The organism is Pantoea sp. R13S299 (assembly GCF_048515925.1).
In the GTDB taxonomy this organism is placed as follows: Bacteria; Pseudomonadota; Gammaproteobacteria; order Enterobacterales; family Enterobacteriaceae; genus Pantoea.
In genome coordinates this window covers 679,844-692,741 of sequence record NZ_JBLYEF010000001.1, presented here as the reverse complement: position 1 = coordinate 692,741, position 12,898 = coordinate 679,844, and the positions used below count along the sequence as shown (strand labels likewise).

Below are 12,898 nucleotides of genomic sequence, written 5' to 3'. Positions count from 1 at the left end.
GCTTAAGTGAAACTTGAGGCGCAATGATCAGAACAGGTCGCCCATGTCCTGGCTGTACGCTTTGACGACTTTGTCGCCCATACTTTTAAATTGCTGAATCATTCCCACCAGCTTTTGCGCATATTTCGGATCGGTGGCGTAACCTGCCGCCTGCAATGCCTGCGCACCCTGCTCTGCGGATGTGGCGTTGGTCACCGCCGCATAGCGTGGGTTTTTGGTCAGAAGTTTGACGTAGTCGGTCAGCGCCTCGAAATAGGAGTTGTAGACGCGGAAGCTGGCATGGACTTTCTTCGCTTCGCCCTGCTCATATTCCGTGGTCATGATATCGGTGGTGTCACCTTTCCAGTCGCCGCTGGCTTTAATTCCGAACACGTTGTAGCTCGGTTTGCCGTCGCGGGTCAGGATCTGACGCTGGCCCCAGCCCGACTCCAGCGCAGCCTGCGCCAGAATCAGGTGATGAGGAATGCCACTCTGCTGACTGGCTGCCTGCGCCGGTTGCGTCAGCTGGGCGATAAACTCGCGGCTGTCGCTGGGGAGGCCCGTCGGTGACGCGACCGGCGGCAGACGCGGCATCGCCTTACGCACAATCTGCTCCAGCTGCTGCGTGGCCATGGGTGTGGCGCCGCTGGTGCTGAGAATAAAGCTGTTATCCAGCTTCATCGGCACCGTACCGGCCTTTTCGTCCGGCGCGGTGGCGGGCTGCATCTGTTTAACGATGGTTTCCGCCAGGCCGAGGCCGCGCTTACCCATCTCCTGTGCAATCTGCTGGTCATACATAGAGGTAAAGAGTTTGGTCTGTTCGTTGCCCATAATCCCGTCCTGCGGCAACGCCTCGCGCATACTCTTCAGCATCATCTGTACAAACATCCCTTCGACCTGACGCGCCACCTGCAACGCATGTCCTTTCGGATCGTTGCTCGCCTGGCGTTTAAGGTCATTCAGGGAGCGGCTGTCGAAAGCCGCACTCGTTACAGATTGCATATCAGCCATCAGATAATTTCCAGTTTGGCACGCAGACAGCCGGCACTCTGCATCGACTGCAGAATCGACATCAGTTCGATAGGTGACGCACCCAGCGCATTCAGCGCACGCACCACGTTGTTCAGGTTGGCACTGGCATTAACACGTTGCAGCGCACCGCCGGTCTGGCGCAGATCGATCTGCGTCTGCGTCGTCGCCACCGTCTGACCACCGGCCAGTGGTGTGTCAGGCTGACTGACGTTCTGCTGCTGATTAACCGTCACTGACAGGTTACCCTGCGCGACAGCACACTGATTCAGCGTCACTTCGCGGTTCATAACGACTGAGCCGGTACGGGAGTTGATGATCACTTTGGCATCTTCAACCGGAATCGAGACATCAATGTTCTGGATTTCAGCCAGCAGACGCACCTGCGCACCATTATTCGGCGACACGCGGATCTGCACGGTACGGGCATCCAGCGGCTGCGCTGCGCCGTAACCGCCACGGGCGTTTATTGCATCAGCAATACGCTGCGCCATCGAGAAATCTTCGCTGTTAAGCTGCAGGTTGATGGTGTTCTGCGTACCAAAGTTGCTCTGCAGTTCACGCTCAACGGTCGCGCCGCTGGTAATACGGCCACCGTTCAGCTGGTTAACCTGAACACTGCTGCCGCCCGCTGAGGCACCCGCACCACCGACCAGGATGTTACCCTGTGCCAGCGCATAGACCTGGTTATCGACCCCTTTCATCGGCGTCATTAACAGTGTGCCGCCGCGCAGGCTTTTGGCGTTACCCAGTGATGAGACCACCACATCCAGCGTCTGTCCCTGACGGGCAAACGACGGCAGTTTCGCAGTGACCATAACGGCCGCCACGTTTTTCAGCTGCATGTTGGTTCCGGTCGGAACGGTAATGCCAAGCTGTGACAGCATGTTGCTCACAGTCTGCGTAGTAAATGGCGTCTGAGTCGTCTGGTCACCCGTGCCATCCAGACCCACCACCAGGCCGTAACCCAGCAGCTGGTTATCACGTACGCCCTGTACCGTGGTTAAATCACGAATCAAATCGGCTTTGGCCAGCAGGCTTACGCCCAGCAGCAGCGCCAGCCCGGCGCGTAACAGCGTTAACTTTTTCATTGAAACCTCTTACATCGGCGAGATGTTCAGGAAGAAACGCTGGAACCAACCCATGGTCTGCGCCTCATTGATGTAACCATTTCCGACGTACTCAATACGTGCATCGGCGACAGCGGTAGATAACACGGCGTTACTGGCGCTGATGGTGCGTGGGTTGACCACGCCCGAGAAGCGAATGAACTCCGTGCCCTGATTAATGGCGATCTGTTTTTCACCGACCACGTGCAGGTTGCCGTTTGACAGGACCTGATCCACGGTGACGGTAATGGTGCCGGTAAAGGTGTTATTGGCGGATGCGCCGCCTTTACCTGCGAAATCGTTTTTGCCTTCGGCGCTGAGATTGGCTTTTTCGCCAGCCGCACCCACCAGGCCTGCCAGACCGGTCGGTACCCCGGTCACACCAAGGCTGTTGCTGCCATCGCGGCTGGCATTGGCTGAGGAGCTTTTGCTGGCGCTGACGTTTTCCTGCAGCGTGATGGTCAGGGTATCGCCAATGTTGCGTGGACGACGATCTTCAAACAGCGGCTGATAGCCGTAGTTAAGCGGCGCGACGCCCTGGAATATAGAGCCGTTGACCACCGGTGGCGCGGACGGCATAGGTTGCGCTGTGGTTGCACCTTCGACCAGCGGAGTACGCGGGACCAGGGCACATCCGTTAAGAGTTAGCAGCAACGAGGCAACTAACCAATGTCCAGGCTTGAGAATCTGTTGCTTCGCCACGGCGTCACGACCTTATTAATGTCTTTGTTTCAGGCCAGCACGGGCTGGCCCTGTTCGGGATTAAAGCTGCGTTAATTTCGCCAGCATCTGATCAGAGGTGCTGATCGCCTTGCTGTTGATTTCGTAGGCGCGCTGCGTCTGGATCATGGTGACCAGCTCTTCCGCCACGTTAACGTTTGAGGTTTCGGTGTAGCCCTGATAGAGCAGACCCGCACCGTTCTGGCCTGGGGTGCTGTCTGTCGGTGCGCCCGATGCCTGCGTTTCTTTGTAGAGGTTTTCACCCACGCTATCGAGACCGGCGTCATTCATAAAGGTGCTCAGCGTTAACTGACCGACCTGCGCGGCCTGAGCCTGACCCTGCTGCGTCACGCTGACCACACCGTCACGCGACACTGTAATGCTGGTGGCGTTGGCCGGAATGGTAATGCCTGGCTGTACCGGGAAACCGGAGTTGGTGACCAGCTGGCCGTTCTGATCAACCTGAAACGCGCCGTCACGGGTATAGCCAGAGGTGCCATCCGGCATCTGAATCTGGAAATAACCCTGGCCGTTAATGGCGATATCTTTTGAGTTGCTGGTCTGCGACAGGTTGCCCTGAGTATGCAGACGCTCAGTCGTCACCGGACGGACACCGGTACCGATCTGCAAACCGGATGGCAGCGTCGTCTGTTCTGATGACTGGGTGCCCGGCTGGCGCATGGTCTGGTACATCAGATCTTCGAACACGGCACGTGAACGCTTAAAGCCGTTGGTGCTGACGTTTGCCAGGTTGTTGGCAATGACGTCCATGTTCATCTGCTGCGCATCAAGACCGGTCTTAGCGATCCATAAAGAACGAATCATGTTGTTATCCTCGTGCCTTAACCCATGCTCAGGAGCTGGTTGGCTTTTTGTTCATTTTCGTCGACGTTGGTGATGACTTTCATCTGCATCTCAAAACGTCGGGCGTTGGCGATCATATCGACCATGGTTTCTACCGGTTTGACGTTGCTGCCTTCCAGCACGCCAGGCATCACCTGCATGGTGGCATCGGCCTGCAGCGCAGCACCGCGGGTTGCCTGCGTCGACGCAGTAGGACGGAACATGCCGTCATCACTGCGCTGCAGCTCCTGCCCGGTTGCCCTGACCAGCTTCAGCTTACCCAGCTGAACCGTGGCGTTCGGTGAATCACCGGCATTCAGCCCGGTGATCGAGCCGTCAGCCGCAATGGTGATTTCCGTGCCCTGCGGGATCACAATCGGACCGCCATCGCCCATCACAGGATTGCCCTGAACCGTCAGCGTACCGGTCGGACTGATTTGCATATTGCCGTTGCGGGTATAGGCTTCGCTGCCGTCAGCAGTTCGCACTGCCAGCCAGCCATCCTGCTGCACCGCCACATCGAGCGGACGCTCAGTGTAATCCATCGCGCCCTGACTCATGTCGGCGCCTGGTGTCGAGGCGGCGACCAGCGTACGGGTCGGCAGCGACCAGCCACTCACCGGCACCGCGCGCAGCGCATTCAGCTGCGCACGAAAACCGGGTGTAGAGGCGTTGGCGAGGTTGCTGGCGGTAACCGCCTGCTGATCCAGCGTCTGGCTGGCCGCGCCCATCGCGGTATATATCGCGTGATCCATATGGCAATCCTGTTAGCGAATTAACGTAAGTTAACCAGCGTGTTGAGAATCTGGTCCTGAGTTTTGATGGTCTGCGCATTCGCCTGATAGTTACGCTGCGCTACGATCATGTTCACCAGCTCTTTACTCATGTCGACGTTGGACGATTCCAGTGCGCCAGCGGTCAGTGAACCAAAGGTGCCGGTGTTAGCCAGACCGACTGCTGCCTGACCTGATGCGCTTGACGCCTGCCAGACGTTGTCACCCTTAGACTGCAGACCTTCCGGGTTAGAGAAACTCGCCAGGACAATCTGACCCAGCAACTGGGTTTTCTGGTTTGAATAGCTGCCGGTGATGGTGCCGTCATCATTAATTGCGTAGCTGGTCAGATCGCCAGGTGCATAACCATCCTGGGTCGGGCTGCCAAAGTTGGTGGCGCCGGTGTTCTGCTGCAGGCTGCCCAGCATGCTCAGGTTGATTGGCTGATTGGCTACTGCGCCATTGGCGCCGCCCACGTTCAGCGTCAGGCCGACAGTGCCATCAGTGGTGGTGCTCACAACCGCGCCGCTGGCATCCAGCTTAGAAACGCTGGTCAGCTTACCGCTGGTGTCAAACGCCATTCTGAAGTCACCCGCGGAGGTGCCGGTGGTGCCATCAATGGTCCGCACGGTCCAGCTGTTGCTGGTGGTGTCTTTCGCGAAATACATGTCGAGCGCGTGGTCATTACCCTGCGAGTCGAACACGGTTGCCGTGGTTTTCTTGTTGTAGCTGTCTGCGTTCGCCGTCGAGAAGGTAGTGACGGTTGGCGTGGTATCCGTTGAGTTCAGGTTGGCAACGAGACCGGCGGTAGTAGTCGCACGGGCTGACATCTGCTCGGTAGGGATACGCAGCGCAACCGGGTTAGCACCGGCCTGGATGGTGGCCGGGGAACCGCTGGCCGGATAGCCGGTCACGTTCAGACCCTGGGTGTTGACCAGATTACGGTTGGCATCCAGCGTTAACTGGCCGTTACGTGAATAGAAGACGCCGCCGCTGCTGTCGGTCATACGGAAGAAACCGTTACCGCTCAGCGCAACATCCAGGCCACGGCTGGTGGTGGTGGTCGCACCGTCGTTAAAGTTCTGGATTACCGCAGCCACTTTGGTGCCGAGGCCGACGTTAGAACCGGCAAACATATCGGCAAACGCGATGGTGCTCGATTTAAAGCCCGCAGTTGCGGAGTTGGCAATGTTGTTACCGATGACATCAAGGTTACTTGAAGCAGCACCAAGGCCGCTGACCGCTTGGGAAAATGACATTTATTTGTTTCCTGTTTACCGATTAATCAGAGAATCTGACGTACGTCGTCAAGGGTGGCGGAGCCCATGGTGCCGAGATCCAGTTTTGTGGTGTTATTCGCAGTACTCACCCCATTGACGTAGGCGTAGTTAAGCGGTTGTGCCACCAGTTGTGTGTTGCCATTGCTTGCAGCAATCGCAACGCTGTATTTACCATCCGGCGCGACAGAGCCATCGGTCAGCTTGCCGTCCCACGAGAAGGTGTGGACGCCAGCACTGAGCGCGCCCAGATCGACGGTGTCGATCACGTTGCCACCGGCATCTTTAATCGTGGCCGATGCGCCGGTTGAGGCAGAGGCCAGCTCAACGCCAAATGGCGTTGTGGTGCCCTTGCCGACCAGAATCTGTCCGCCATTGACCATCACGCCATGCCCAATCAGCGTGGAGCTCTGCAGTGACTGGCTGGTGGTGATCTGGCCGGAGATCGATCCCAGCGTGGTGTTCAGTTTTTCAATGCCGCTCAGGGTATTGATCTGTGCCAGCTGCGTGGTGAGCTGGCTGTTATCCATTGGATTGGTGGGATCCTGGTTCTTTAACTGCGTCACCAGCATGGTCAGGAACTGGTTCTGCAGATCCTGCGCATTATTGCCGGTGCCACTGGTGTTGGAAGAGCTGAGGACCGTGGGGTCCAGCCTTTCGTTAACGCCTACCGCGATAGCCATAAATTTTCTCCGTTATTGCCCGAGGGTCAGGGTTTTCATCATCATCGACTTCACGGTGTTGAGCACTTCGACGTTGGCCTGGTAACTGCGTGACGCCGACATGGTGTTGACGCTTTCAGAAACCACATCCACGTTCGGCATCTTCACGTAGCCTTTGGCATCTGCCATCGGATTACCTGGGTCATAAACCAGCTTCGCTGGCGTGGGGTCATCCACGACTCTTGCCACTTTCACGCCGCCGGTGGCTGAACCTGGCGCTGCATCGGTCTGGAAGACCACCTGCTTGGCCACATAAGGCTTACCATCGGGGCCGGTGACGCTGTCGGCGTTCGCCAGGTTACTGGCACTGACGTTTAATCGCTGTGATTGCGCGGTCATCGCTGAGCCGGCAATGTCAAAAATATTCAGCAAGGCCATAATTATTGCCCTTGTAACACGCTCATCATGCCTTTGATCTGGCTACTGATGAGGGTGAGGTCGGTTTGATATTTCAGGCTGTTATCCGCGAACTGCGTACGCTCACGGTCCATATCTACGGTGTTGCCGTCGGCAGCCGGCTGGTCAGGAATGCGATAAAGCATATCCATCGATGGCGCGCCGTTTGTCTGTGCTTCAATGTGGCGAGCTGACGTGACTTTTAACGCCATGCTGCTGCCTTCCGCACGGCCATTGGACATCACCCGACTCAGCTCGCTTGCAAAGTCGATATCCCGGGCCTGATAACCAGGGGTATCGGCGTTGGCAATATTTGACGCCAGGATCTCCTGACGTTGAGCACGCAGGTTGAGGGCCTCCGTACCAAATTTCAGCGCCGCATCCAGTTTGTCGAGCATGTTTCCTCCGCGTATGAAAATTTTGAGTTCGCAGCTTAATTGGAAAAAGCAAGACGTCATCGTCTGAATAGGGCCTCAAATGACCGCTATTTTGACAATTAAGGATTTTTCTTAAGGGGTACACTTGTCGCCATTATCAGTGAGGAAAAGCACAATGCGTCGATATCTGACCCTGCTGACCAGTCTGCTGGTCGTGATCGCTCTGCCGGCTTCTGCCGGTGATCTCAATGCACAACTGAATCAATTTTTTAAAGCGCGTGACGCCCAGCATGCTGATGGCATGGTCGTGGTGGTACGCACGCCGAAGGAACAGTGGCCAGCCTGTGAGACGCCAAAGTTCACTCTGCCCGGCAATAGCCGGTTGTGGGGCAATATGAGCGTGGCGGCAAACTGCGATGAGAATCGCCGTTATATTCAGGTTCAGGTTCAGGTTACCGGTTCTTATCTGGTGGCGAACCGACTGCTGAGCCAGGGCAGTAGCGTCAGCGAGAGTGATTTCACTCTGCAGACCGGCCGCCTTGATACGCTGCCCGCCCGCGCCCTGCTGAGTGCCGACTCTGTCGCCGATGCTGTGGTGCTGCGCGACATCCAGCCAGGACAGCCAATTAATCCGTCTACGCTGCGTCAGCCATGGCGGGTCAAGGCAGGTCAGAATGTGATGGTCATCGCCAGCGGCGATGGATTTGACGCCAGCGGTGAGGGTAAGGCGCTGAATAACGCCGCCCGTTCGCAGTCGGTTCGGGTCCGGATGGGAAATGGTCAGGTTGTCAGCGGTAAGGTACGGGAAGATGGGAATATTCTTATAACGCTGTAAAGTGTTAAAGAAGCCCGTAGTGCTGCCGATAGAAGAATCAACGAAGCGATAACGCTATTCTGATTCAGGTGGCAGACTTCCCCTGACCGTACAGGAGCCCGAACATGAGCATTGACAGAACGCAACCTCTGAAACCCGCCAGCACCGTACAGAGCCGCGATAGCAGTGAGTCCGGTAACAGCAAAGTGCGCCAGAGCGCCAGCCCGGTGGCAGCAGCAGCCACGACCCCGGCAGCCGCCCAGGTGAGCCTGAGCAGCGCGCAGTCGCAGCTGATGCAGCCGAGCAGCAAAGATATTAACGTCGAGCGCGTTGAACAACTGAAAACCGCCATTCGTAATGGCGAACTGAAGATGGATACCGGCAAAATCGCCGATGCGCTGATTGCCGACACCAAGGCGTATTTAGAGGGTAATTAATTCCCATGAGTAATTTGCAGACCACATTAGATAAGATGCAGGACGTGCTGGCGTCACTGTCAGCCGTGCTGGAAGAAGAGCAGCAGCAGCTGGCTGCCGGAAACATTAACAGCAACCTGCTGCAGCGTATCACCGAAGATAAAAGTGCGCTGCTCAGCACGCTGAACTATCTGGATGAGATGCGCCGCACCGCTGAACAGAGTCAGGCGACATCGGCACCTTATCGTGGGCAGAATGACATGGCGCGTCGCTGGGACAGTATCCAGCAGCACTCCCGTCGTCTGCAGGATGCCAATGTCCATAATGGCATGCTGCTGCAACATCAGATTCGCTACACCGAGAATGCGCTTGAAGTGCTGAAGCCGCATCAGACCCAGGCCTTCTATGGCCCGGATGGTATGGGTAAAGGCCAGGCGACGTTAAGCCGTAAAGCCTGAGCCGAAAAGTAGCGTAAAAAAATCCCGCCTGGTGCGGGATTTTTTATTGTCTGATTTTACGCTCTGACTTACACAGCCGTGCGCCGCGCATAGTCGCGCAGCCGGAAGCCCAGCAGCCCCAGCGCCAGGAAATAAGCCCCGCCGCCTACCGCACAGACCGCAGCCAGACGCAACAGTCGCCACAGCATCGCGCCCTGATCCCAGGCTGGCATCCACTGCAGCATGGCAAACAGCGCGCCAGCCATTACCACCACGGCGATCAGCAGACGGGTAAGGAAGCTGCTCCAGCCCGGCAGCGGCATAAAGATCTTCTGCTTACGCAGCTGCCAGTAGAGCAGCGATGCATTCAGACAGGCCGCCAGACCAATCGACAGTGACAGACCGGCATGTTTCAGCGGGCCAATAAACGCCAGGTTCATTACCTGCGTCATGAGCAGCGTGATAATCGCGATTTTCACCGGCGTTTTGATGTCCTGACGGGAATAGAAACCCGGTGCCAGCACCTTGACCACGATCAGCCCCATCAGTCCGACGGAATAGGCGATCAGGGCGCGCTGCGTCATCAGGGCATCAAACGCAGTGAATTTACCGTACTGGAACAGCGCCACAGTCAGCGGGCCGGAGAGCATACCCAGCGCAACCGCGCTGGGTAATGCCAGCAGGAAGCAGAGGCGCAGACCCCAGTCCATCAGTCGGGAATATTCATCATGATTGCCGCTGGCGAAGCTTTTGGCCAGCGACGGCAGCAGAATGGTGCCCAGCGCCACGCCCAGCACGCCGGAGGGGAACTCCATCAGGCGGTCGGCGTAGTACATCCAGGAGACCGAACCTGACACCAGAAACGAGGCGAAGATGGTGTTGATGATCAGCGAGATCTGGCTGACAGAGACACCCAGAATGGCGGGGCCCATCTGACGCATCACCCGCCAGACGCCCGCGTCACGCAGATTCAGGCGCGGCAGCACCAGCATCCCGAGCTTCTTCAGGTGTGGCAGCTGATAGCCGAGCTGCAGCACACCACCCGCCACCACGGCCCAGGCGAGCGCCATAACCGGTGGATGGAAGTGCGGCGCGGCAAACAGCGCAAAACCAATCATGCTGACGTTCAGCAGGGTCGGCGCAAAGGCTGGCACCGAGAAGCGGTTCCAGGTGTTGAGCACCGCGCCCGCCAGCGACGCCAGCGAAATCAGCATAATGTAGGGGAAGGTCACCCGCAGCAGCGAGCTGGTCAGCGCGAACTTATCGGCATTGTCGGCAAAGCCGGGAGCCGTGACCATGATGACCCAGGGTGCCGCGATCATGCCCGCTACGGTGACCAGCGCCAGCGCCAGCGTCAGCAGCCCGGAGACGTAAGCCAGGAACAGTTTCGTCGCCTCTTCGCCCTGCTTACTTTTATATTCAGCCAGAATCGGCACGAAGGCCTGAGAAAATGCGCCTTCAGCAAAAATACGCCGCAGCAGATTGGGAAGTTTAAACGCAACAAAGAAGGCATCGGTCGCCATTCCGGCACCAAACACCCGCGCCACGATAGCATCACGGGCAAAGCCCAGTACGCGGGAAAACAGGGTCATTGAACTGACCGCTGCCAGCGATTTCAACAAATTCATAATTGACGGCGCATCCTGAAAAGAATCGGCAAAAAAGGAGAATTAGCGCGGGCACCTGAGGATGCCCGGCGACAGTCTACTGCCACGGAGGGAAATGACCAGCACGGAGTGTTACAAGGCGTTATTCGCGGGTCGCCTCACGCCACAGTTTTTCCACCACACGCTGCGCCATCAGTGCCTGCTCACCGCTGGTTTCAGGCTTCGTCTGATTTTGTACGCAGTCGATGAAATGGCGCGCTGCACCGCTGAAACCGCGCTGCGTCAGATGGCTCTGCCAGGCCGGTGGCGGCGTAATCAGCAGGCCGTCGCCACTTTCTTCCTGCCAGTCGCGCATCTCACTGATGTCGATGCATTTACCGTCACACACCGCGCTGATCCGCTCGCGCTGGCTGCCTGCACGCCGGTGCATGCTGGTGGTGATCGTTAATCCTTCAACGTTGAAATGGTGTTCGGCATAGAGCATCTGGCCCTGTTCGTTGGTGTCGATGCGCCCCTGAACCTGGCGGAACGGTTTGCCGCCCAGCCAGAGTGCGGTGTCCACCACATGCAGGTAGTCGTCGAGCAGGGTAAAGCGGAGATCCTGTGGCCCGACGCTGTCGCTGCGGTGCTTTTCAATCCGCAGAGAAGTCGCGCCAGCCATCTCCGCCCGCAGCTGCTGATAGCGCGGCGCGAACCGGCGGTTAAACGCCACCATCAGTTTACGCTGACGTTTTTCCGCCAGCGCCACCAGCGCTTCAGCCTGCTCCAGGGTTTCAGCTAGCGGCTTATCAACGCAGACATCTTTTCCTGCCAGCAGCAGCGCCCTGACGACTTCATAGTGCGTAGCGGTGCTGCTGTGGACAAAGACCGCGTCACAGGCAGCAGCCAGATCATTCAGTGAGCCAAAACATTGCATGCGGTAGCTGTCGCAGATCGGGCCGGCCTTGGCCTGGTTTGGGGAAAAGGCGCCCACCAGCGTCCAGTCTGTCGCCGCCGACAGCACCGGCAGCCAGGCTTTCTGCGCGATGCCGCCTAATCCCACCACGCCAATACGTAATGTCATCTCAGCTCTCCGTTTGCAGCAGTTGGGTGAGTTGGGCCTGAAGCTCTGCGACCTGCTGCTCCAGTGTGGCAACGCGTGCCGCCAGATCGCCCTGCTCTTCTGGGGCGTCAGCGGCGGCCTGCGGTTGATCACGTTCATCGCCCAGCAGATGCATAAAGCGGCTTTCGCGCTTACCTGACTCCCGCGCCAATCGGATTACCTGAGCACTGTCGTCACGCTGCATTAAGCCTTCCAGCGTCTGCTCGACTTCGCTGACGTCACTGAACTCGTGCAGACGTCCGCTGCGGGTGCGCAGCTCACCGGGTGTCTGGGGTCCGCGCAACAGCAGCAGGGTCAGCAGGGCGACTTCCGCGCTGTTGAGCTTTAGCGCGCCAAACGCAGAGTTACAGAAACGCTGCTCATATTTCACCACCCGCTGTCCGGCGGCGCTGCTGGCCGTGATCAGATGCCGTTTTTCCAGCAGGTCGAGCTGATTCTGTACCTCGCTTTCACTCAGCTCCATTACCGGCTCGCGGTTCGATTTCTGATTACAGGCCACCACAACACCGTTCAGTGACAGTGGATACTGTTCCGGCGTCGTCACCTGCTTCTCCAGCAGGCAGCCCAGCACGCGCATTGCCTGCGCCGATAAAACCATCTTCATGCTCGCATCCTCATTATTATCCACGCCGGTCAGGCGTCCATTCCCGCAGGGTTAAGGCTGTCAGCACGTGATCCTGCCAGCGTCCGTCAATGAGCAGATAATCTTTAGCGTAACCCTCTTTCTCAAAGCCGAGTCGCGCCAGCAGATCGCCGCTGCGCTGGTTGTGCGGCATGTAGTTCGCCATGATGCGGTGAATATGCTGCTGGCGCTGCATGTAGCGGATAGCCGACTGCAACGCTTCAAACATCAGGCCCTGTCCCTGCCACTTTTCGCCCAGTGAATAGCCGAGGTAGCAGGCGTGAAACGATCCGCGCAGCACGTTGCTGAAGTTCGCCACGCCCCGCACTTCGGTTTCATCGCTGTCCATGAGGATAAAATAGAAGGCCGTTCCCTGCTTATGCATGTCGGAAATCAGCCCGAGCCGTGCCTGCCAGCCCGACGGATAACAGTGGCTGTCATCGCGCACCGGCTCCCAGGGTTTTAAAAACAGGCGGTTTTCCGAATAGTAATCTGCCATTCGCCAGGCATCACGTTCGTGAACCAGACGGACCACCAGACGATCGGTGGTTAATCGCACCCTGGGCGCGGCAGAACGATAGCCAAACATCCTGACTCCTGAAATCAATGGCTGATAGAGCTGAGCCGTCATTACCCGGCTTTCACTATAACCGCCGCCTGGGCTGCGGTAAAACG

At 57.6% G+C, this 12,898-nt stretch carries 16 protein-coding genes; 3 read left to right on the top strand and 13 right to left on the bottom strand.

The annotated features are described in order from the left end of the window. Positions 1–27 precede the first annotated feature (27 nt). Genes flgJ through flgB form a run of 9 tightly spaced genes read right to left on the bottom strand, consistent with a single transcriptional unit; the run spans position 28 to position 7,246 of the window. Positions 28–990 (bottom strand): flagellar assembly peptidoglycan hydrolase FlgJ, encoded by a 963-nt coding sequence (gene flgJ / locus ACN1CO_RS03480; protein WP_419137691.1) that lies wholly within the window; start codon positions 988–990, stop codon positions 28–30. Then, entirely contained in the window at positions 990–2,099 is a 1,110-nt protein-coding gene (locus tag ACN1CO_RS03475) for a flagellar basal body P-ring protein FlgI (RefSeq protein WP_090962241.1), read from the bottom strand. Before ACN1CO_RS03475 ends, flgJ begins: the two co-directional genes overlap by 1 nt. A 9-nt stretch (positions 2,100–2,108) precedes the next feature. Beyond that, positions 2,109–2,819: a flagellar basal body L-ring protein FlgH gene (locus ACN1CO_RS03470; RefSeq protein WP_419137689.1), complete on the bottom strand. Its 711-nt coding sequence runs from the start codon at positions 2,817–2,819 to the stop codon at positions 2,109–2,111. A 60-nt stretch (positions 2,820–2,879) separates the two neighbouring features. Further along, complete coding sequence (gene flgG / locus ACN1CO_RS03465) at positions 2,880–3,662, bottom strand: flagellar basal-body rod protein FlgG (RefSeq protein WP_090962243.1); 783 nt, start codon at positions 3,660–3,662, stop codon at positions 2,880–2,882. Positions 3,663–3,679: 17 nt separating this feature from the next. Then, positions 3,680–4,435, bottom strand: coding sequence for a flagellar basal body rod protein FlgF (locus tag ACN1CO_RS03460; RefSeq protein ID WP_010669843.1), 756 nt, complete (start codon positions 4,433–4,435; stop codon positions 3,680–3,682). Between the two features lie 20 nt (positions 4,436–4,455). Next, positions 4,456–5,712 (bottom strand): flagellar hook protein FlgE, encoded by a 1,257-nt coding sequence (flgE, locus tag ACN1CO_RS03455; protein ID WP_419137686.1) that lies wholly within the window; start codon positions 5,710–5,712, stop codon positions 4,456–4,458. A 26-nt stretch (positions 5,713–5,738) separates the two neighbouring features. Then, positions 5,739–6,413, bottom strand: coding sequence for a flagellar hook assembly protein FlgD (gene flgD / locus ACN1CO_RS03450; protein ID WP_419137684.1), 675 nt, complete (start codon positions 6,411–6,413; stop codon positions 5,739–5,741). Positions 6,414–6,425: 12 nt separating this feature from the next. After that, positions 6,426–6,830, bottom strand: a complete 405-nt coding sequence (gene flgC / locus ACN1CO_RS03445) for a flagellar basal body rod protein FlgC (RefSeq protein ID WP_010246371.1) — start codon at positions 6,828–6,830, stop codon at positions 6,426–6,428. A 2-nt stretch (positions 6,831–6,832) separates the two neighbouring features. Next, the gene (flgB, locus tag ACN1CO_RS03440) at positions 6,833–7,246 is read right to left on the bottom strand and encodes a flagellar basal body rod protein FlgB (RefSeq protein WP_013357439.1); all 414 of its coding nucleotides are present in this window, start codon (positions 7,244–7,246) and stop codon (positions 6,833–6,835) included. Between the two features lie 154 nt (positions 7,247–7,400). Between flgB and flgA the strand changes: the two genes are divergently transcribed. The 3 genes from flgA (at position 7,401) to flgN (ending at position 8,913) form a co-directional block, all read left to right on the top strand. Then, on the top strand, positions 7,401–8,060 hold the full coding sequence (flgA, locus tag ACN1CO_RS03435) for a flagellar basal body P-ring formation chaperone FlgA (protein WP_419137681.1): 660 nt from the start codon (positions 7,401–7,403) through the stop codon (positions 8,058–8,060). A 104-nt stretch (positions 8,061–8,164) separates the two neighbouring features. After that, positions 8,165–8,476 (top strand): flagellar biosynthesis anti-sigma factor FlgM, encoded by a 312-nt coding sequence (flgM, locus tag ACN1CO_RS03430; protein ID WP_419137679.1) that lies wholly within the window; start codon positions 8,165–8,167, stop codon positions 8,474–8,476. A 5-nt stretch (positions 8,477–8,481) separates the two neighbouring features. Next, on the top strand, positions 8,482–8,913 hold the full coding sequence (gene flgN, locus ACN1CO_RS03425) for a flagellar export chaperone FlgN (protein WP_090962254.1): 432 nt from the start codon (positions 8,482–8,484) through the stop codon (positions 8,911–8,913). A gap of 68 nt (positions 8,914–8,981) precedes the next feature. Here the strand turns inward: flgN and murJ are convergent, their stop codons facing one another. The 4 genes from murJ to rimJ form a co-directional block, all read right to left on the bottom strand. Next, entirely contained in the window at positions 8,982–10,520 is a 1,539-nt protein-coding gene (murJ, locus tag ACN1CO_RS03420; RefSeq protein WP_419137677.1) for a murein biosynthesis integral membrane protein MurJ, read from the bottom strand. A 121-nt stretch (positions 10,521–10,641) separates the two neighbouring features. Then, positions 10,642–11,562: a Gfo/Idh/MocA family protein gene (locus tag ACN1CO_RS03415; protein ID WP_419137675.1), complete on the bottom strand. Its 921-nt coding sequence runs from the start codon at positions 11,560–11,562 to the stop codon at positions 10,642–10,644. A gap of 1 nt (position 11,563) precedes the next feature. Beyond that, positions 11,564–12,205, bottom strand: coding sequence for a DUF480 domain-containing protein (locus ACN1CO_RS03410; protein WP_419137673.1), 642 nt, complete (start codon positions 12,203–12,205; stop codon positions 11,564–11,566). Between the two features lie 16 nt (positions 12,206–12,221). After that, positions 12,222–12,812, bottom strand: coding sequence for a ribosomal protein S5-alanine N-acetyltransferase (gene rimJ, locus ACN1CO_RS03405; RefSeq protein WP_419137671.1), 591 nt, complete (start codon positions 12,810–12,812; stop codon positions 12,222–12,224). Between the last annotated feature and the right edge of the window lie 86 nt (positions 12,813–12,898).

Excerpts from the sequence above, each read along its gene's own strand:
- flgN (WP_090962254.1), top strand. The coding sequence starts at position 8,482 with ATGAGTAATTTGCAGACCACATTAGATAAGATGCAGGACGTGCTGGCG.
- ACN1CO_RS03475 (WP_090962241.1), bottom strand. The coding sequence starts at position 2,099 with ATGAAAAAGTTAACGCTGTTACGCGCCGGGCTGGCGCTGCTGCTGGGC.
- flgG (WP_090962243.1), bottom strand. The coding sequence starts at position 3,662 with ATGATTCGTTCTTTATGGATCGCTAAGACCGGTCTTGATGCGCAGCAG.
- flgM (WP_419137679.1), top strand. The coding sequence starts at position 8,165 with ATGAGCATTGACAGAACGCAACCTCTGAAACCCGCCAGCACCGTACAG.
- rimJ (WP_419137671.1), bottom strand. The coding sequence starts at position 12,812 with ATGTTTGGCTATCGTTCTGCCGCGCCCAGGGTGCGATTAACCACCGAT.
- flgB (WP_013357439.1), bottom strand. The coding sequence starts at position 7,246 with ATGCTCGACAAACTGGATGCGGCGCTGAAATTTGGTACGGAGGCCCTC.
- ACN1CO_RS03415 (WP_419137675.1), bottom strand. The coding sequence starts at position 11,562 with ATGACATTACGTATTGGCGTGGTGGGATTAGGCGGCATCGCGCAGAAA.
- flgE (WP_419137686.1), bottom strand. The coding sequence starts at position 5,712 with ATGTCATTTTCCCAAGCGGTCAGCGGCCTTGGTGCTGCTTCAAGTAAC.
- ACN1CO_RS03410 (WP_419137673.1), bottom strand. The coding sequence starts at position 12,205 with ATGAAGATGGTTTTATCGGCGCAGGCAATGCGCGTGCTGGGCTGCCTG.
- ACN1CO_RS03460 (WP_010669843.1), bottom strand. The coding sequence starts at position 4,435 with ATGGATCACGCGATATATACCGCGATGGGCGCGGCCAGCCAGACGCTG.
- flgA (WP_419137681.1), top strand. The coding sequence starts at position 7,401 with ATGCGTCGATATCTGACCCTGCTGACCAGTCTGCTGGTCGTGATCGCT.
- flgD (WP_419137684.1), bottom strand. The coding sequence starts at position 6,413 with ATGGCTATCGCGGTAGGCGTTAACGAAAGGCTGGACCCCACGGTCCTC.
- flgJ (WP_419137691.1), bottom strand. The coding sequence starts at position 990 with ATGGCTGATATGCAATCTGTAACGAGTGCGGCTTTCGACAGCCGCTCC.
- murJ (WP_419137677.1), bottom strand. The coding sequence starts at position 10,520 with ATGAATTTGTTGAAATCGCTGGCAGCGGTCAGTTCAATGACCCTGTTT.
- flgC (WP_010246371.1), bottom strand. The coding sequence starts at position 6,830 with ATGGCCTTGCTGAATATTTTTGACATTGCCGGCTCAGCGATGACCGCG.